This is a genomic window from Blastococcus mobilis, from assembly GCF_900188025.1.
GTDB classification, from domain to species: Bacteria; Actinomycetota; Actinomycetes; order Mycobacteriales; family Geodermatophilaceae; genus Blastococcus_B; species Blastococcus_B mobilis.
Map to the genome: position 1 here is coordinate 178,713 of NZ_FZNO01000002.1, position 18,672 is coordinate 197,384.

Below are 18,672 nucleotides of genomic sequence, written 5' to 3' on the forward strand. Positions count from 1 at the left end.
TCCTCTCCCCCGAAGTGTCCGAGGCCCTGAACGCCGGCCGCCCCGTCGTCGCCCTCGAGAGCACGCTGCTCGCCCACGGGCTTCCCCGCCCGGACAACCGCGCCGCGGCCGACGACGTCGAGGCCGCTGTCCGCGCCGGTGGCGCGGTGCCCGCGACGATCGCCGTCCTGGACGGGGTCCCGCACGTGGGCCTGACCGCCGACGAGGTCGACCGGGTCTGCGCCGACCCGGGTCTGGCGAAGCTCGGCGTCCGGGACCTGCCCGTCGCAGCCGCCCTGGGTCTCAGCGGAGCGACCACCGTCTCCAGCACGGCCCTGCTGGCCGCCGCCGCCGGGATCGGGGTGTTCGCCACCGGCGGCCTGGGCGGAGTGCACCGGCAGTCGGTGGACACCTTCGACGAGTCCGCCGACCTGACCGCGCTGTCGCGCACCTCCCTGGTCGTGGTGTGCGCCGGTGTGAAGTCGATCCTCGACGTCCCCGCCACGCTGGAGCGGCTCGAGTCGCTGTCGGTCACCGTCGTCGGCTACCGGACGACGACCTTTCCCGGCTTCTACGTCGCCGACTCCGGCTCCACCGTGGACTGGTCGGTAGCCGACCCCACGGAGGCCGCCCGCGTCTTCGCCGCGCGCCGGGACCTCGCCGCCGGCGCGGTCGTGGTCGCCAACCCCCTTCCCCTGGACGAGCAGCTGGACCCGGACCTGCACGACCGGGTGATCGCCGGGGCACTCGCCGCGGCCGAGGACGCCGGCGTCCGCGGCAAGGCGGTGACGCCCTTCGTGCTCGACCACCTGCACCGGGCCAGCGAGGGGGCCACCCTGGCGGTCAACGTCCGGTTGGTGCTGCGCAACGCCGAGCTCGCCGGCCAGATCGCGGCGGCGCTGGCGGGGGTGACCCGCTGACCGATCGCCCGCAGGTCGTCGTCGTCGGAGACGTCGCGACCGACGTCGTCGTCGTGCTGTCCGGGGAGCCCGCCCCGAGCTCGGACCGGCCGGCCGCCATCCGGAGCCGCGGCGGCGGTGCAGGCGCCAACGTGGCCGCGCACCTGGCCCGGCTCGGCACGCCGGTCCTCCTGGCCGGGTGCATCGGTGACGACGCCGCGGGGGCGGGGCTGACCGCGGAGCTCGCCGCGGCCGGCGTCGCACTCCGCCTGCGCACCGTCCCGGGCTCTGCCACGGGCACGATCGTCAGCCTGGTGGAGCCCGACGGGCAGCGCAGCATGCTGGCCGACCGGGGCGCGAACCTGGAGCTGCGGCCCGACGACGTCCCCGTGCCCCCTCCCGGTGGGCACCTGCACCTCTCGGGGTACACCCTGCTGGACCCGGGATCGCGCGGCGCCGGGCTCGGCGCTCTGGAGGCCGCGGTCGCCGCCGGATGCACCGTCTCGCTCGATCCCGCCTCGACCGGCCCGCTGGCCCGCTACGGCGTCGACCGATGGTTGGCCGACACCGCCGCCGCCACGCTGCTGCTGCCCAACGCCGACGAGGCACGCCTGCTGACCGGCTGCACGGACGAATCCGACGCGGCGCGGGCGCTGGCCCGCCGGCACCGGATCGTGGCGGTGACCCTCGGGGCCGACGGCGCGCTGTGGGCCTCCGGTGACCTCCTGCTGCACCGGCCCGCGCACCCCACCGACGTCGTGGACACCACCGGCGCGGGCGACGCGTTCGCGGCGGGCCTCCTGGCGGCCTGGCTCGCGGCGCCCGAGGCCGACCCGGCCGTCGCGCTGGACGCGGGACTGGCCCGGGCGGCCGAGGTGGTGCGACGAGCCGGCGCCCGGTGAGGGCTCCTGCGGCGGTCAGCCGTCGATGACCCGCGTGGGGCGGGACTCCAGTACGCGGTCCGGGCGGGCGTCGTAGTGGTTGACGTGCAGCTTCTTCTTCGGGGGCCGGTCGTTGGCCATGATCACGGCGATCCAGGGCAGCACGGTGCCGAGGACTGCACAGATGATCATGAGCCAGACGATCTGGTAGAAGGCCGCCGCGAGGACGATGAAGACCACGCGGATACCCATGGTGAGGGCGTAGCGCTTCTTCCGCGCCGCGTGCTGCTCGGCCAGGCTCGGCTCGGCCTCGGTGATCAGCACCGGCTCAGGACCGCGGGGCCGTGGGAACTGCTGGCTCGAGGCCACGGGCACTCATCCCCTCCGCTGGCCGGCTCTGCCGGGGACCACCCCGTCGCTCCTCCGGTCCGGGCCCCATCGTGCCACCGCGATCGGCTCGATGCTCGTGTCCCCGTCGCCTACTTCCCGGCCGGCTGGCGAGCCTTGGCCGCCTGCTTCTGCGCCTGCTTGAAGGCACGGACCTCGGCCAGCGATTCGGGGCCGGTGATGTCGGCGACCGAGCGACGCGAGCCGTCGGTGCCGTAGTCCCCCGCCGCCTCGCGCCAGCCGGCCGGCGTGACGCCGTACTGCTTGCCCAGCAGCGCGAGGAAGATCTTCGACTTCTGGGCCCCGAATCCCGGGAGTTCCCCCAGCCGCCGCAGCAGGGTCGCCCCGTCCGGCGCGTCGGCCCACAGGTTCTCCGGCCGCCCGTCGTACCGCTCGACCAGCAGCCGGCAGAGGTCCTGGGCGCGCCCGGCCATCGAACCCGGGTAGCGGTGCAGGGCCGGCGGGCCCTGGAAGACGCGGGTCAGCTCCTCGGGGTCCGCTGCGGCCAGTTGCGCCGCGTCCAGGGTCTCGACCTCGAGCCGGTCGGCCAGCAGCCGGGGGGCTGCGAAGGCGCGCTCCATGGGGAACTGCTGGTCCAGCAGCATCCCGAGCAGCAGGGCCAGCGGGTCGCGCCCCAGCAGTCCGTCGGCCGCGACGTCCTGGGCGATGCGGAGGGTCGGCACGCTCCCCGATCCTGCCGTACCCGCCCGGACGGTGACGTCTCGCCGTCCCGTCGGCTGCCCACAGCCGTGCCGGAGCCGCTCGTCGACATGAGACGTCCGGTGCGCCGGGCGCTGAGCAATCGGTCCCGGACAGCATGGGCGAGCGAGACGAAGGCGGCCGTGGCAGGGTGCGGTTCTGTGGCCACCACGCTGAGGAAGGTGGCCGACGGCGTGCACGTCGGACCGCTCTTTCCACGCAGCCTGTTCAACACCGTGGTTCTCGAGGGCCCGCGGGGCGATGTGGTCGTGGACGCCGGCCTGCCCTGGTCGGGGCGTCGTCTGGCCCGTTTCCTGCGCGGACGGGACGTCGTGGAACACGTCGTGACCCACGCTCACGGTGACCACGTCGGGTCCACTGCATGGCTCTGCAACCACACCGGCGCACCGCTGGCCATGAGCGAGATCGAGGCGGACGACTTCGAGACCGGAGGCAGCATCGCCTACCACGCGGATGCGGGCGGCAGGTACCTGATCGCTCCCCTCGGGCTCCGACGGCGTCGCGTCGACCGACGTCTGAGGGCAGGTGACACCGTCGCCGGATTCGAGGTCGTCGCCCAGCCCGGCCACAGTCCGGGCCTGCTGGCCTTCTGGCGCGCAGCCGACCGGACCCTTGTCGTGGGCGATGGGCCGGTCAACGTCTCCACGGATCCGACGAGCCCGCGGTGGTTCCACCTGCCCAAGAAGCTTCATCACGACCCGGACGCCGCAGTCGCCTCGCGGTGGCGCCTGACCGAGCTGCAGCCGGAGCTGATCGTCTCGACGCACGGCTACCCCGTCCGAGGGCTCGACCACTGGACCGAGGGGATCCGGACAGTCGCGCACTGAGCAGCAACGGTGCCACCTGCGGCGCCACCGGGCGAACTCCGTCGCGGATGTCGGCCAGTGCTGCCGGCTCCCGTGGCCCGGAACTCGGTGCGGGGTCGGGGAGGCAGCACCTGCTGAGGCCGTGCGCCGGCCGGTGACTGCGCTCCTGGGTTGCGGGGCTGCCCCCTCCAGGGCGCCGCCCCGAGCTTGCGAGGGGTGGGGAGGAGGGGGGTCTTCGTCAGGTCGGGTCGGGGTCACGGGATCCCTGGCGCTCGCCGGCGGTGAGACCGACGTCACTGACCCCGGCATAGGCCGCGTGCCGCCGGCCGGCGTGCTTCTCCCGCTCCAGCCGTTCGACCAGATGTGGGTAGTGCGCCTCGAAGGCCGGGCGCTCGGAGCGGATCGGCGGGATCGCCACGAAGTTGTGCCGCGGCGGCGGCGAGGACGTCGCCCACTCCAGGGAGCTGCCGTGGCCCCAGGGGTCGTCACGCAGCGCCGGCCGCCCGTACCGCCAGGAGCGCACCACGTTGTAGATCGCCGGGATGACCGAGGCCCCGAGCACGAACGAGAAGATCGTCGAGATCACGTTCAGGGTGGTGAACCCGTCGGTCGGCAGGTAGTCGGCGTACCGGCGCGGCATGCCCTCGCCACCGAGCCAGTGCTGCACCAGGAAGGTGCCGTGGAAGCCGACGAAGGTCAGCCAGAAGTGCAGCTTCCCGAGCCGCTCGTCCAACATCCGGCCACACATCTTGGGGAACCAGAAGTAGATGCCGGCGTAGGCGGCGAACACCACGGTGCCGAAGACGACGTAGTGGAAGTGGGCGACGACGAAGTAGGTGTCGTGCAGGTGCCAGTCGATCGGCGGGGTGGCCAGGAGCACACCGGTGAGGCCGCCCAGCAGGAAGGTGACCATGAAGCCGACCGAGAACAGCATCGGCGCCTCGAAGGTCAGCGCTCCTCGCCACATGGTGCCGGTCCAGTTGAAGAACTTGATGCCGGTGGGCACCGCGATCAGATAGGTCATGAACGCGAAGAAGGGCAGCAGCACCGCGCCGGTGGCGTACATGTGGTGCGCCCAGACCGCGAGGGACAGCGCGGCGATCGCCAGGGTGGCGAAGACCATGCCCTTGTAGCCGAACAGCGGCTTGCGGCTGAACACCGGAACGATCTCGGTCACGATGCCGACGAACGGCAGCATGATGATGTAGACCTCGGGGTGGCCGAAGAACCAGAACAGGTGCTGCCACAGCATCGGCCCACCGTTCTCATCCGAGTAGATCAGCGAGCCGAGGTTCCGGTCGGCCAGCAGCGCAACCAGCGCAGCGGTCAGGATCGGGAAGGCCAGCAGTGCCAGCAGGCTGGTCACCAGGGTGTTCCAGGTGAAGACCGGCATCCGGAACATCGTCATGCCGGGGGCGCGCAGGCAGACGATGGTCGTGATGAAGTTGACCGCCCCCAGGATGGTGCCCAGCCCGGTGACGGCGAGGCCGCTGATCCACAGGTCCCCGCCGACGCCGGGCGAGTGCACCTCCAGCGAGAGCGGCGGGTACGCGGTCCACCCGAAGTCCGGTGCGCCGCCCGGGGTCAGGAACCCGGCGAGCACGATCAGGCTGCCGAAGAGGAACAGCCAGTAGGAGAAGGCGTTCAGCCTCGGGAACGCGACATCCGGCGCCCCGATCTGCAGCGGCACGATCAGGTTGCCGAACGCGAAGAACAGCGGCGTCGCGAACAACAGCAGCATCACCGTGCCGTGCATGGTGAACAGCTGGTTGTACTGCTCGGCCGACAGGTACTGCAGGCCCGGCTGCGCCAGCTCGCCGCGCATGAGCAGCGCCATCAGCCCGCCCAGCAGGAACCACGTGAACGACGTGACCAGGTACATCAGGCCGATCGTCTTGTGGTCCGTCGTCCGGAGCAGGTACGAGAGTCGCGAGCCCTTCCGCGCCCGGTTCACCGAGCTGGGACGGCTGACGATCGGGTGCGGTGCGAGTGCGGTCATCACGAGCTCTCAGACGGTGCGCTGGGTCGGTCCGGCACGCTGTCGGGCCGGTGGGGACTCGGTGTGCTGCGCTCCGCGCTCAGGGCCCCCTCGACGTCCCTGCTCCGGACGGCTGGCCGTCCGCTGTCGCGATCGGGCCGAGCGGCCGTCGCGCCCTCCCCCTGACCGCCACGCCTGCTCCCCACGTCACGAAGGTGGTCCACAACGTCGTCCACGCCCTCGACCGGCTGCTGGCGACCACCCCGACGCTAGGCGGCTGACCAGGCGCCTTCCAGGTACCGTGGCGACTGATGGTGGTCAGATTCGGACAGGCGCGGTCGGAGCCGGTCCCCGAGGCCCTCTTCTCGCCACGGCCGAACTGGCCGGCCGGCGGGGAGGTCATGTCCCTGGCCGACCTGCGCTCGCGGGTTCCCGCGGACGTGCTCGCCCGCCCGCAGCGGCCGGCGTTCCACTCCGTCCTCGCCGTCACCGCCGGCAGCCTGCGGAGCACCGTCGACTTCACCGACCACCACGTGGAGCCCGGGATGTGGCTGTGGATCCGCCCCGGCCAGGTGCTCCAGTGGCGCGACCTGGAGCAGGCGGAAGGCACGCTCGTGCTCTTCGAACCGGAGGAGCTCGACCCCGGGACCGCGACCCTGGCGCGTGCGGACGGCCGCCACGGGCCGGTCGTCCTGCCGACGGACGAGGAGGACCGCCGAGCGCTCGACCTGGCCGTCCGCCACCTCGGCCGCGAGTACTCCGCTTTCGGCGGACTGCCCGCCGACGTGCACATGCAACTGCTCCGCCACCTGCTCGCCGTGTTGGTGATCCGCCTCGTGCACGTGGCCACTCGGGACGACGGTTCGGCGCACGACCCCAACGACGCCTACGCCCGCTTCCGCGACGCGGTGGAGCAGCACTTCCCGTGCACGCACCGCGTCGAGGACTACGCCCGGCTTCTCGGCTTCGCACCGCGGACCCTCACCCGCGCCACCCAGGCGGTGACCGGGCTGGGAGCGAAGGCCTTCATCGACCGACGGGTCGCCCTGGAGGCCAAGCGGATGCTCGCGCACACCGACTGGCCGGCGGCGCGGATCGCCGCCCGGCTGGGGTTCTCCAGCGCGACCAACTTCGGCAAGTTCTTCGCCCAGCACACCGGCACCAGCCCCGGCGCGTTCCGGAGTGCCGTGCACACCGGTCGCAGCGCCACCGGTTCGTCCGGGACGACGCAGGCCGTCTGCCCCGGGTCGTAGTCGACACGCCGCCCGGTTGAATGGCCTGGTGCGCGCGGTGGTGAGCAGAGTCAGTACAGCAGCTGTAACGGTCGACGGGGCCGTGGTCGGCCAGATCGGCCCCGGCGTGCTGTCACTGGTCGGAGTGGGGCACGCCGACGACGCCGTCTCCGCCCGGGGGCTGGCCCGCAAGATCCACGAGCTGCGCATCTTCCCCGGCCCCGACGGCGCCGTCTCAGCCGCCGACCTCGGCCTCCCGGTGCTGGTGGTCAGCCAGTTCACGCTCTACGCCGACACCCGCAAGGGCCGCCGTCCGTCCTGGCAGGACGCCGCGCCCGGCGAGGTGGCCGAGCCGCTGGTGGACGAGGTCGTCGCCGAACTGCGGCGGCGTGGCTGCACGGTGGCGACCGGGGTCTTCGGCGCGCGGATGCAGGTGTCGTCGGTGAACGAGGGGCCCATGACGCTGCTGCTGGAGGTCTGAGGAGCATCGATCGGCACGTCGGCCTGGTGAGGCATCACCCCGACGCGGGTACGACGGGGTGACCGAACACACTGCCTGTCGGTTTGCTGTGAACGCGGCATTCATGGAACACCGAACCCCATCAGCGCCGTTGTGCAGGGCGTACCACACCGGACAGAAGAGCAAGGGGCCGGTCCGGCCACCCCCGGAGCCCCGGAGCTCGACGCCTGGATGCGTCGTCACCGCCAGCCACGCAGCGGCGACTGCATCCGAATCGAAGGCAAGGACGAAGACCCATCGTGACGCTGCTGCAGTCTTCCCCCGACGACACCCTCGCGGTGCGCTCGCCTCGACGTGAGCCCGACGCCAGCGGACTGGTGTCGACCGACCTCGTGCGCGTGTACCTCAACACCATCGGAAAGACCGCGCTGCTGACCGCGGAGCAGGAGGTCGAGCTCGCCAAGCGGATCGAGGCGGGCCTCTACGCGGAGCGCCTGCTCGCCGAGAAGCGGGGCCTCAGCCCGGCGCGCCAGCGCGACTACAAGATTCTCGCCGTCGACGGCAAGGCCGCGAAGGCCCACCTGCTGGAGGCCAACCTCCGGTTGGTCGTCTCCGTCGCCAAGCGCTACACCGGCCACGGCATGACGTTCCTGGACCTCATCCAGGAAGGGAACGTCGGCCTGATCCGGGCGGTCGAGAAGTTCGACTACACCAAGGGCTTCAAGTTCTCGACGTACGCCACCTGGTGGATCCGGCAGGCCATCACCCGCGCGATGGCCGACTCCGGGCGCACCATCCGGCTGCCCGTCCACCTGGCCGAGCAGGTCAACAAGGTGGTCCGCACCCGTCGGCGCATGCACCAGGAGCTGGAGCGGGAGCCCACCGCCGAGGAACTGGGCCTCGAGCTGGACATGCCCGAGGCGCGGATCACCGAGCTCCTCGAGTACAGCCGCGACCTGGTCAGCCTCGACCAGACCGTCGGAGCCGACGAGGAGTCCCGCCTCGGTGACTTCATCGAGGACGCCGACGCCGCGGTGGCCGAGGACGCCGTGGCCTTCCAGATGATGAAGGGCGACGTGCGCAACGTCCTCTCCACCCTGGAGGACCGCGAGCGCGACGTCGTCATGCTTCGCTTCGGCCTGGACGGTCACCAGCCCCGCACGCTCGAGCAGATCGGCAAGCAGTTCGGTCTCTCCCGCGAGCGGGTCCGGCAGATCGAGCGCGAGACGATGGCCAAGCTCCGCGACCCGGAGCGCGCCGACGCCCTGCGCGACTACCTGGCGTAAGAGGTAGGGGTCCTCGCGGCGCGGGGGCCAGAGGCCTCCCGCCGCGAGGACCGGACGGCCTCAGCGCAGACCGGGACGGCACCTGGTCGGCGTGTCGTCCGGAGGACGACGGAACGCAGAGCCCGCCACCTCACGGGGTGGCGGGCTCTCGCCGTCTTCTCACCCGCGCACGCCGTGCCGGATGGCGTAGGCAAGCGCCTCCGCCCGCGTCGCGACGCCGAGCTTGGCGAAGATGCTCCCGACGTGGTGTTCCACGGTCCGCTTGCTCAGGAACAGGCGGTCGGCGATCTGTTGATTCGACAGGCCCTCGACGAGCAGGACCAGGACCTCCCGCTCCCGCCCGGTCAGCGGGCCGGACGTCCGGGGCGCCGGAACACCGTGGACGTGGGCGCCGAGGGTCCGCAGCACGGTGGCGGCCTCGTCCGCTTCGTGCCGTGCGCCCAGCCTCCGGAACACCTCGAGCGCGGACCGCGCCTCGGCCACGGCGACGTCGGGAGTGGAGCCGGCCAGCAGGCGGGCGATCAGCAGCCGGCAGCGGGCGGCCTCCCACGGCAGGCCCGCCTGCAGGAAACCCGAGAGCGCCGACTCGAAGTGCGACAGGGCATCCGCGCCCGACGCCCGGGACAGGACCCCGGCCGACTGCGCCGCCAGCGCGCCGACGTTCGGCAGCGCGCACCCGGCGGCGAGGTCCCGCAACTGCTGCTGTGCCGCGTGCGCGTCGTCCAGCCGGCCCCCGACGGCGTGCGCCTCGACCAGCAGCGCGAGGACGGGGGCGTGCAGCACCGTCGTCCCCCCGGAGCCGAGCGACCGGCGGAGGACCGCGGCGGCCCGGTCCACCTCGCCCCGGACGCGGTACAGCCGGGCCAGTGGCAGCACCGCCTGCGGGTCGGACTCGTGGTCGGCCAGGAGCATCGCCGCCTCCGCCAACCGTCCCTGCCGGATCCGAAGGTCGGCCAGCCGCACGGCCGCGCCCGACCGCATGGCCCTCATCCCGTCGTCGTAGAGACGCAGGGACGTCGACAGCGCGTCCTCCGCCTCCTGCCACCGCCCGGCCGCGGTCATGATCCCGCCGTAGTACATCCGGCAGACCGCCGAGACCCACAGATCGTTCGATCGACGGCCCGCGGACTCAGCGGTGGTGATCCACTGCTGCGCCCTCCGGACGTCGAGGGTCAGCTCGCAGCAGAGCAACATCGTGCAGAAGATCTCGCCGACGACGAGGTGGTCGCGGACCTCCCCCATGGTCGCCGCGATCGCCGCCTCGTCGACCCGGCGCATGCCCTCGGCCACCCGCCCGCGCAGGACCAGGCCCAGGCCCCGGTAGCCGAGCGCGCAGAACTCCAGGTCGGCGTCCCCTGCGCGACGGGCGATCCCGGTCGCCGCCCACGCGTGCGTGTCGATCTCGTCCGGATCCTCGGCCGCCAGAGCCTCGGCCAACTCCACCCAGCCCGTCTCCGGGCACTCCCCCGCCTCGTCGGCCAGGCTGCGGGCCCGCGCCAGCCAACCGCCGGCTGCGGCGAGGTTCCCGAACACGGCGGCGTGCAGGAAGCTCAGTTTCCGACCGGCGATCAGGGCCGGCAGCCGCGTCTCCCCGCGGGCTCGGTAGCCGGCGAACGCGCGTTCGTAGAGGCGCACGGCGGCGTCGAAGTCGCCGGCCCACTCCTCGGCGCAGGCGAGTCCGTGGCACGCCTCGGGCGTGTCCGCCCGCGCCAGCGCCGCCCGGAACGCCGACCGCGCACCTGCCCAGTCACCTCGCGCGAGCGCCGCCCGGCCCGCTCGGATCAGTTCATCGTGCGGCAGGCCCCCACCCGCTGCTGCCATGCATCAAGGGTCCCACCGACGTGGCCGCCCCGATGCTCCGTCGTACGCCCGGATCGGGTGCGAAACCGGGTGCCGGCACCCATGTCCACGCGGCCGCCGGACGGGAGGGTGGGCGGCGTCCACACAGGTCCGTGAAGGGAGTGCGTCATGACGGCTACCGACGACTTCCAGGTCTCGCTCGAGGTGGCCGAGCAGTACGAGGCGAGGTTCGTGCCGGCGATCTTCGCCGAGTGGGCTCCGCTACTGGCCGACGTCGCCGGGCTCGCGCCGGGCCAGTCCGTGCTGGACGTCGCCTGCGACACCGGGATCGTCGCCAGGACGGTGGCCGACCGGCTGGCCGGCACCGGGCGGGTGGTGGGGGTGGACCTCAACACCGGCATGCTCGCCGTCGCCCGCAGGGTGCGACCTGACCTCGAGTGGCGGCAGGCCGACGTCGTCGACCTCCCCTTCGCAGACGGGTCGTTCGACGCCGTGCTGTGCCAGATGGCGCTGATGTTCTTCCCCGACCGGACCGCGGCGATACGGGAGATGGCCGCGGGACCCGGCCGGGCGGTGTCGTCGCACTCGTGGTGCCTGCGTCCCTGGACGACCAGCCGGCCTACGGGCCGTTCGTCGAGATGGCGGCCCGGGTCGCCGGCGCGGAGGCGGTCTCGCTGCTCAGCACCTACTGGTCGTGCGGCGATCTCCACGAGTTGCGCGGTGCCGTCACCACGGCCGGCCTGGAGGTCCGCGAGGTCCGGACGCACGCCGGCACCGCGCGCTTCGCTTCCCCCGACGAGCTGGCGGTGACCGAGGTGGAGGCGTCCCCGCTGGCCGCGCGGCTGGACCGGGAGCAGTACGCCGCCATCAGGGCGGGCGCCCGTGAGGTGCTGGCTCCGTTCATCGCCCCGGACGGCACGCTCGCCGCACCGCTGCACGGGCACCTGGTAGCCGCCCGCGTGCCACCGTCCTGAGTCGGCCTCGGGCCGGCTGGGTCACATCGGGCTGCGCATCCGTCGGGCACCGGGGTCGACGCGGGCGGTCGGCGGGCCGACGCGCCCCCTGGCCCCGGCCACCACGAGCGAGCGACCGCCGTGCCAGGGGCGGGGCGGCCCGACGATCACCGGCTCCAGCGTCAGCCGCAGCACCTCGGGCAGGTCGTCGGCGAGGCGCGCGACCCGGAGCAGCAGGTTCTCCAGCGCCGCGAGGTCGACGGGCTCGGACCCCCGGTAGCCGTCGAGCAGTGGGAATGCGCGCGGGGCGCGCACGAGCTCCGCCGCGTCCAGGTCGGTCAGCGGCAGCGTCCGGTAGGCGCGGTCGCCGAGCAGGTCGGTGGCCACTCCCCCGAGGCCGAAGCTGACCAGGGCACCGAAGGAGGGGTCGTCGACGATCTCCACGACCGTCGCGACGCCGGGTGCCGCCATCTCCTGGACGACCACGGGGTCGCCCGACGGGATCGCGGCGAACGCGGCCCGCACCGCGTCGGCGTCGATGAGATCCAGGCGCACTCCACCCAGGTCGGATCGGTGCCGCAGCCACGGTGCCGTCGACTTCAGCACCACCGGGTAGCCGATCTCCCCGGCGGCGGCGACCGCCTCGTCGGCGTCGGTGGCCGTCCGCGTGCCGAGCAGCGGCACCCCGTAGCCGGCCAGCAGCGTGATGAGCTCCTCGTCGGTGAGCTCCCGGCCGGCCGGGGCGTCGGCCAGCACCCGCCGCACGAGGGCCTTCCCCGCCGGCTCGTCCACGTCGGACAGCTCGGGCACCTGACCGACCGGCCGCCGCCGCCAGCGGGCGTACTCCGCGACCTTCGCCAGCGCGATGACCGCCCGCTCCGGCGTGGAGTACGAGGGCACCGAACCGCGGGCCGGCATGCCGTCCTGGTCCAGGACGGCGAGCTCCGGTGGGATGCCCTCGGTGGACAGGAAGCTCGCCACGATGGGCTTGGCCGACCCCTGGGCGACGTCGCGCAGCGCGGGCCCGTACTCCTGGGACCCCGCCATGAGCGGCGGCAGGAACACCGCGACCACGGCGTCCACGTCGTCGTCGTCGACCGCCGCCTGCAGCGCTGCCCGGAACTGCTCGGGCCCGCCGTTCACACCGATGTCGACCGGCGCCTCGTGCGCCAGCTCCAGCCTCTCCTCCAGGACGGCATCGGCCACCAGGACGCCGATCGCGGTGGAGTTCCCCACGACGGCGACCCGCGGCCCGTCGGGCAGCGGCTGGTGGGCCAGCAGGCTGCCCACGTCGAACATCTGTGCCACGGTGTCCACCCGGATGACACCCGCGGACGCGAAGAGGGCCGCCACCGACTGCTCGGGCACGGTGACCGACGTGCCCACCAGCCCGGGGGTGACGCTCACGTGCCGGCCGCTCTTCACCGCCACGACGGGCTTGGTCCGCCCGACGCTGCGGGCCAGCCGCGCGAACTTCCGTGGGTTCCCGAAGCTCTCCAGGTGCAGGAGCACCACCTCGGTGCCCGGGTCGGTGGCCCAGTACTGGAGCAGGTCGTTGCCGCTGACATCAGCCCGGTTGCCGGCGGAGACGAAGGTGGACAACCCCAGGTCGCGGCTGCGCGCCCGCTCGAGCAGCGCGACCCCCAGCGCGCCGGACTGGGCGAAGAACCCGACCCGGCCGCGGCCGGGGATCATCGGCGCGAGGCTGGCGTTCAACCGAACCTCGGGATCGGTGTTGACCATGCCCAGGCAGTTCGGGCCGACCACCCGCATCCCCGAGGCGCGAGCGGCCGCTACGAGCTGCCGCTCGGCCGCCCGCCCCTCCGGCCCGGTCTCCCCGAACCCGCCGGAGACGACGACCAGGCCCCGGACCCGCTTGCGCCGGCAGGCCTCGACCACGGCGGCGACCTCATCGGCCGGAACGGCCAGGACCGCGAGGTCGATGTCGTCGGGGATCGACTCGATGTCGGCGTAGGAGGGCACGCCGCGGACGTGCCGCACGCCGGGATTGACCGGGTAGACCGGCCCGGCGAAGCCGTAGTCGAGCAGGTGCCGGAGCAGCGCGTTGCCGATCTTGCCGTCGTCGTTGCTGGCACCGACGACCGCGACCGACGAGGGCTTGAGCAGCCGGGCGATGGACCGGGACTCGCTGCGCTGCTCCCGCTCGTAGGTGACGGCGAGCGCGTCCTCGGTCTGCTCGATCGGGAAGGTCAGATGGACGACGCCCTCCTCGTAGGAGCGCTCGGCCTTGTAACCGGCGTCCTGGAAGACCCGCACCATCCTGCTGTTCTGGGCCAGCACCTCGGCGACGAAGTTCTTGATCCCCCGCTCCCGCCCGGCGGCAGCCAGGTGCTCCAGCAGCACCGACCCCAGGCCACGGCCCTGGTGGGCGTCCTCGATGAGGAAGGCGATCTCGGCATCGTCGGTGCCGGGGTACCGGTCGAACCGGCCCACACCGATGATCTGATCGCCCAGCAGCACGACGAAGGCCACCCGGTCGACGTGGTCGACGTGGGTGAACCGGTGCAGGTCGCGGTCGGAGAGCCGCTTCATCGGGCCGAAGAAGCGGTAGTAGCGGGTCTGGTCGCTGCTGCGCTCCATCAACCCGACCAGGGCCTCGGCGTCCTCCGGGCAGATCGGCCGCAGATGGACCGTCCCGCCGTCGGCGGCCACGATGTCAGCCTCCCAGTGCGGAGGCGGCGCCGGGCGGTCCTCGGGTGCGTCGGGGGTGGCGTCGAGGTCGGTGGTGGTCTGCTCAGTCACGTGGGTCGTCCGGGTCGAGGCCGAAGTAGGGGAAGGTCGCGCGCCGGGTGCGCATCACGGCCCGGTCGACGCGGGACTCGGTGAAGGTGTCCCACCGCGAGAACCCGGTGTAGCCGCCCTCGGTCATGTGGGTCGGCGGCCTCGCCCGCAGACCACGCCGGACGACGTCCTCGCGCCAGGACTCGGGGATCTCCGTCGCCGGATCGAGCGGAGCGCCGGCCACCTCAGCGAGCAGGTGGGTCCAGGCACGGGGCACGCAGCGCACCAGGCCGTAGCCACCCCCGCCGAGGACGACCCACCGTCCCTCGCAGATCTCGTGGGCCAGCTCGTGCATCGCCTTGTAGCTGGCGCGCTGCCCGTCGACGGTCAGGGACAGATCGGCCAGTGGGTCCTCGTGGTGGGCGTCGCAGCCGCACTGGGTGACGATGATCTGCGGCTGGAAGGCCCGGAGCACGCCGGGGACGACGGCGGTGAACGCCCGCAGCCAGGCGGAGTCGTCGGTCCCGTTGGGCAGGGCCAGGTTCACCGCGCTGCCCATCGCCTTGTCGGGATCACCGGTCTCCTCGGGATAACCAGTGCCGGGGAACAGTGTGAGCGGGGTCTGGTGGACGCTCACCGTGAGGACGCGGGGGTCGTCGTAGAAGGCGGCCTGGACGCCGTCGCCGTGGTGCACGTCGAGGTCGACGTAGGCGATCCGCTCGTACCCCTTGCCGAGCAGCCAGGCGATGGCGATCGCCGCGTCGTTGAACACGCAGAATCCGGACGCGGAGCTGCGCATCGCGTGGTGCAGGCCACCGGAGATGTTGACCGCGTGCTGGGCCTGCCCCTCGTGCACCCGCTGGGCGGCCAGGACGGTGCCGCCGGTGATCAGGGCGGCGGCGTCGTACATGTCCTCGAAGATCGGGTTGTCGGCCGTGCCCAGGCCGTGCCCGACGCCGGGATCGGTAGGAGCCCGCCGGACCGCTTCCAGGTAGGCCGGGTCGTGCACGAGGGTCAGCAGGTCGACGTCGGCCGGCGTGGGCTTCAGCAGCTCGAGCCGATCGTTCCCCAGCACGCCGAGGCTGTCGGCCAGCCGCATGGTCAGGTCCAGGCGGACCGGGTGGAGCGGGTGGTCGCCACCCATCGTGTAGCCCAGCAGCGAGTCGTCCCAGACCACGGTGATCGCGTCGCTCACGTGTCCTCCTCGCTGGCGCTCGTCGCCCCCGTTCGCGGCGCTGCTCTGCCCCTGCGTGAACTCGCAAGCTCGCTCACGGGCCCTCCTCGCTGGCGCTCGTCGCCCCCGTTCGCGGCGCTGCTCTGCCCCTGCGTGAACTCGCAAGCTCGCTCACGGGCCCTCCTCGCTGGCGCTCGTCGCCCCCGTTCGCGGCGCTGCTCTGCCCCTGCGTGAACTCGCAAGCTCGCTCACGGGCCCTCCTCGCACTGTCCCCGGACGTGAGCCGGCACACGCACGCTCGCGCCGGACGCTACCCGGTGACCACCGGCCAGGCTCGTTCCCGGACCACTCGTCCGGTTGACCGGCGCAGATCGTGCTCCCCCGTAGACTTGCCGTGACACGGAGGAGTACCTGTGAACGACCTCATCGACACCACGGAGATGTACCTCCGGACGATCTTCGAGCTGGAGGAGGAGGGGATCGTCCCGCTGCGCGCGCGCATCGCGGAACGGCTCCACCAGAGCGGCCCCACGGTCAGCCAGACGGTGGCCCGGATGGAGCGCGACGGCCTGCTGACCGTCGAGGGCGACCGGCACCTGCAGCTCTCGGACGAGGGACGCCAGCTGGCGACGGCGGTCATGCGCAAGCACCGGCTGGCCGAGTGCCTGCTCGTCGACGTCATCGGCCTCGACTACGCCGACGTGCACGAAGAGGCGTGCCGGTGGGAGCACGTCATGAGCGAGGCGGTGGAGCGCAAGCTGCTCAGCCTGCTCGGCAACCCGTCGGTCTCTCCCTTCGGCAACCCGATCCCGGGCCTCGACGCGCTGCGCGGAGAGGACGGCCGGGCTGGGGAGACCTCGGCGGTGCTCGACTCCCTCACGCTGCTGAGCACGACGGCCACCGTGGAGGGCCGCCCGGTGATCATCCGGCGGATCAGCGAGCAGCTGCAGGAGAACACCGAACTGCTGCGCCTGCTGGCCCGGCAGGGCGTGCGGCCGGGCGCGACCATGACCGCACGGCTGGTGGAGGGCTCGGTCAGCCTCGACGGCGAGCTCCTGCCCATGGGCGTCGCCCACCACCTGTTCGTCAGCGCTGTCGACGAGGAGCTCACCCCGCTGGAGGCCGCGCCCCGGCTCTGACGGGTCCAGGAGCGGGAGCCACGCAGGCGGGACTCCCCTCGGACAGGTGCTCGGTGACGGGACACGGCCGGTCGGCTGAGCCGCCGGTTCCGGCGCGGTCTAACTACTGTGGCGCGCACCGCGCCGCCCTGCCCGCGAGCTGGAAGGAAGACCCCGGTGAGCCCGTCCGCTCCCGCACCGCACGACCCGACCACCGAAGTGGAGCACAGTCCTTTCGCGGACCTCGCCCAGTTCGTGGCCCTTCCCCGTGTCACCGGGCTCGCCCTGTCCCGCGACGGCTCCCGGCTGGCGGTGGCGGTGCAGACGCTGGACCCGCAGAGGAAGAAATGGCAGTCCTCGCTCTGGGAGGTCGACCCCGCGGGGAGCCGGCCGGCGCGACGGCTCACCCGCAGCGCCCCGGGCGAGTCGTCCCCGGTGTGGGCACCCGACGGGTCGCTGCTGTTCACCTCCGCGCGTCCTGATCCCGACGCGGCGGAGAGCGGCGACCCCGTACCCGGGCTGTGGAGCCTGCCGGCGGGAGGAGGCGAGGCGCGGCTGGTGCTGACCCGTCCGGGAGGCGTCTCCGCCGTCACGGTCGCGGGCGACACCGGCGACGTCGTCATCGCGGCGGCGACGATGCCCGGCGGCTCGGACGCCGAGGCGGACGAGGAGCGGCGCACCAGGCGCAAGGACGCCGGGGTCTCGGCGATCCTGCACGAGGCCTATCCGGTGCGGTACTGGGACCACGACCTCGGGCCGGCCACACCGCACCTGTTCTGGGCCCGTCGGCTGCCGGCCGAGGAGCCACACCCGGACGAGTCCGTCGAGCTGCGTGACCTGACCCCGGACGCCGTCCCGCCGAGTGGCGCCGGTGAGGACTTCACGCTCTCCCCCGACGGCCGCTTCCTCGCCCGCGCCGAGGAGGTACCGGACGGTCCGGCGGGTCGCCGGACGCGCATCGTGCTCACCGGGACCGACGACGGCCGCACCCGTCCGCTCGTCGACGATCCGCTGGCCGACGTCTCCGCGCCCCGCTTCTCCCCCGACGGCGCGATGCTGGTGTGCGTCCGCGAGTCCCTGTCGACCTACGCCGAGCCGCCGGACTACACGCTGCTGCTGGTCGACGTCGCCGACGGCGCGGCCCGCGAGCTCACCGCGGGCTTCGACCGGTGGCCCAGCGCGCCGCAGTTCAGCGCCGACGGCTCGGCCGTCTACTTCCTCGCCGACGACGACGGCCGCCACGCGATCTTCCGCGTCCCGGCCGACGGAGGCACACCCGTGCGACTCACCGGCGACGGCGCCTACAGCGACCTGCAGGTGGCGCCGGACGGCAGTGCCCTCTATGCGCTGCGGTCGGCCTACGACTCCCCCGCGGTGCCTGTCCGGCTCGACCCGGAGGCGCCGCTGCAGGACCCGCTCGTGCTGCCGAACCCCGGAACCCTCGACCGCCTGCCCGGGACGCTGCACGAGGTGGAAGCCACCGCGGCCGACGGCACCCGCGTCCAGTCCTGGCTCGTGCTGCCCGAGGGCGCGTCCGCCGACAGTCCGGCGCCGCTGGTGCTCTGGGTCCACGGCGGCCCGCTGATGAGCTGGAACTCCTGGTCCTGGCGGTGGTGCCCCTGGGTGCTGGCCGCTCGGGGATACGCCGTGCTCCTGCCCAACCCCGCGCTCTCCCAGGGCTTCGGCCTGGACTTCGTCCGCCGCGGATGGGGTGAGTGGGGTGGCGCGCCCTACACCGACCTCATGGCCGCCGTCGACGCGGCGGAGCAGCGCCCCGACATCGACGCCTCCCGCACCGCCGCGATGGGCGGCTCCTTCGGCGGCTACATGGCCAACTGGATCGCCACCCAGACCGACCGGTTCCGCGCCATCGTCACCCATGCCAGCCTCTGGGACCTCGACTCCTTCACCGGCACGACGGACGCCGCCTACTACTGGGAGAAGGAGTGGGGCGATCCGCTGCGCGCCCCCAAGCGCTACGAGCAGAACTCCCCGCACCGCTACGCCGACGCCATCCGGACGCCGATGCTGGTCATCCACGGCGACAAGGACTACCGCGTCCCGATCAGCGAGGCGCTGCGCCTCTGGTACGACCTGCAGAAGCGCGGCGTCCCCTCCAAGTTCCTGTACTTCCCGGACGAGAACCACTGGGTGCTGACCCCGGGCAACAGCCAGGTCTGGTACTCGACGGTGCTGGCCTTCCTCGACGAGCACGTCCTGGACGAGGAGTGGCAGCGACCCGAACTGCTCTGACCGG

Annotated in this window: 15 protein-coding genes and 1 pseudogene; 10 read left to right on the top strand and 6 right to left on the bottom strand. The window is 72.8% G+C overall.

The features are described from left to right. Positions 1-14: 14 nt before the first annotated feature. Together CHB94_RS02615 and CHB94_RS02620 are read left to right on the top strand one after the other, a co-directional pair. Positions 15-899, top strand: a complete 885-nt coding sequence (locus CHB94_RS02615) for a pseudouridine-5'-phosphate glycosidase (protein WP_254920350.1) — start codon at positions 15-17, stop codon at positions 897-899. After that, positions 896-1,780 (top strand): carbohydrate kinase family protein, encoded by an 885-nt coding sequence (locus CHB94_RS02620; RefSeq protein ID WP_089335153.1) that lies wholly within the window; start codon positions 896-898, stop codon positions 1,778-1,780. Before CHB94_RS02615 ends, CHB94_RS02620 begins: the two co-directional genes overlap by 4 nt. A 15-nt stretch (positions 1,781-1,795) precedes the next feature. Here CHB94_RS02620 and CHB94_RS02625 read toward each other — a convergent pair whose 3' ends face one another. Then, entirely contained in the window at positions 1,796-2,128 is a 333-nt protein-coding gene (locus tag CHB94_RS02625) for a DUF3099 domain-containing protein (RefSeq protein ID WP_089335154.1), read from the bottom strand. A 110-nt stretch (positions 2,129-2,238) separates the two neighbouring features. Next, positions 2,239-2,829, bottom strand: a complete 591-nt coding sequence (locus CHB94_RS02630; protein ID WP_089335026.1) for an HhH-GPD-type base excision DNA repair protein — start codon at positions 2,827-2,829, stop codon at positions 2,239-2,241. Positions 2,830-3,006: 177 nt separating this feature from the next. Between CHB94_RS02630 and CHB94_RS02635 the strand changes: the two genes are divergently transcribed. Then, positions 3,007-3,693 (top strand): MBL fold metallo-hydrolase, encoded by a 687-nt coding sequence (locus CHB94_RS02635; RefSeq protein WP_176445378.1) that lies wholly within the window; start codon positions 3,007-3,009, stop codon positions 3,691-3,693. Positions 3,694-3,910: 217 nt separating this feature from the next. On the opposite strand, the gene ctaD is transcribed toward CHB94_RS02635, so the two are convergent. Further along, on the bottom strand, positions 3,911-5,671 hold the full coding sequence (gene ctaD / locus CHB94_RS02640; RefSeq protein ID WP_089335028.1) for an aa3-type cytochrome oxidase subunit I: 1,761 nt from the start codon (positions 5,669-5,671) through the stop codon (positions 3,911-3,913). Between the two features lie 290 nt (positions 5,672-5,961). Here ctaD and CHB94_RS02645 point away from each other — a divergent pair, with 290 nt between their 5' ends. The 3 genes from CHB94_RS02645 (at position 5,962) to sigB (ending at position 8,628) form a co-directional block, all read left to right on the top strand. Then, positions 5,962-6,903, top strand: coding sequence for a helix-turn-helix domain-containing protein (locus CHB94_RS02645; RefSeq protein WP_089335029.1), 942 nt, complete (start codon positions 5,962-5,964; stop codon positions 6,901-6,903). Between the two features lie 40 nt (positions 6,904-6,943). Further along, entirely contained in the window at positions 6,944-7,363 is a 420-nt protein-coding gene (dtd, locus tag CHB94_RS02650; RefSeq protein ID WP_368073843.1) for a D-aminoacyl-tRNA deacylase, read from the top strand. Between the two features lie 278 nt (positions 7,364-7,641). Further along, entirely contained in the window at positions 7,642-8,628 is a 987-nt protein-coding gene (gene sigB / locus CHB94_RS02655) for an RNA polymerase sigma factor SigB (RefSeq protein WP_089335031.1), read from the top strand. Between the two features lie 159 nt (positions 8,629-8,787). Here sigB and CHB94_RS02660 read toward each other — a convergent pair whose 3' ends face one another. Beyond that, positions 8,788-10,449, bottom strand: a complete 1,662-nt coding sequence (locus CHB94_RS02660; protein ID WP_089335032.1) for a helix-turn-helix transcriptional regulator — start codon at positions 10,447-10,449, stop codon at positions 8,788-8,790. A gap of 147 nt (positions 10,450-10,596) precedes the next feature. Between CHB94_RS02660 and CHB94_RS26640 the strand changes: the two are divergent. Both CHB94_RS26640 and CHB94_RS25925 read left to right on the top strand, forming a co-directional pair. Next, positions 10,597-10,986: pseudogene (locus tag CHB94_RS26640) on the top strand (class I SAM-dependent methyltransferase); the annotation flags it as partial. Between the two features lie 29 nt (positions 10,987-11,015). Beyond that, positions 11,016-11,402 (top strand): hypothetical protein, encoded by a 387-nt coding sequence (locus CHB94_RS25925; protein ID WP_254920351.1) that lies wholly within the window; start codon positions 11,016-11,018, stop codon positions 11,400-11,402. Positions 11,403-11,423: 21 nt separating this feature from the next. On the opposite strand, the gene CHB94_RS02670 is transcribed toward CHB94_RS25925, so the two are convergent. Both CHB94_RS02670 and CHB94_RS02675 read right to left on the bottom strand, forming a co-directional pair. Next, positions 11,424-14,144: a bifunctional acetate--CoA ligase family protein/GNAT family N-acetyltransferase gene (locus CHB94_RS02670; RefSeq protein WP_089335033.1), complete on the bottom strand. Its 2,721-nt coding sequence runs from the start codon at positions 14,142-14,144 to the stop codon at positions 11,424-11,426. Next, the gene (locus tag CHB94_RS02675) at positions 14,137-15,318 is read right to left on the bottom strand and encodes an acetoin utilization protein AcuC (protein WP_089335034.1); all 1,182 of its coding nucleotides are present in this window, start codon (positions 15,316-15,318) and stop codon (positions 14,137-14,139) included. The genes CHB94_RS02670 and CHB94_RS02675 overlap by 8 nt, the downstream gene beginning before the upstream one ends. Positions 15,319-15,710: 392 nt before the next feature. On the opposite strand from CHB94_RS02675, the gene CHB94_RS02680 reads away from it, so the two are divergent. Then, positions 15,711-16,436 carry an iron-dependent transcriptional repressor DtxR gene (locus tag CHB94_RS02680; protein WP_089335035.1) on the top strand — a complete coding sequence of 242 codons (726 nt, stop codon included), beginning with the start codon at positions 15,711-15,713 and terminating at the stop codon, positions 16,434-16,436. 156 nt (positions 16,437-16,592) lie between these two features. Continuing rightward, entirely contained in the window at positions 16,593-18,668 is a 2,076-nt protein-coding gene (locus tag CHB94_RS02685) for a S9 family peptidase (protein WP_217899140.1), read from the top strand. Positions 18,669-18,672: the final 4 nt, after the last annotated feature.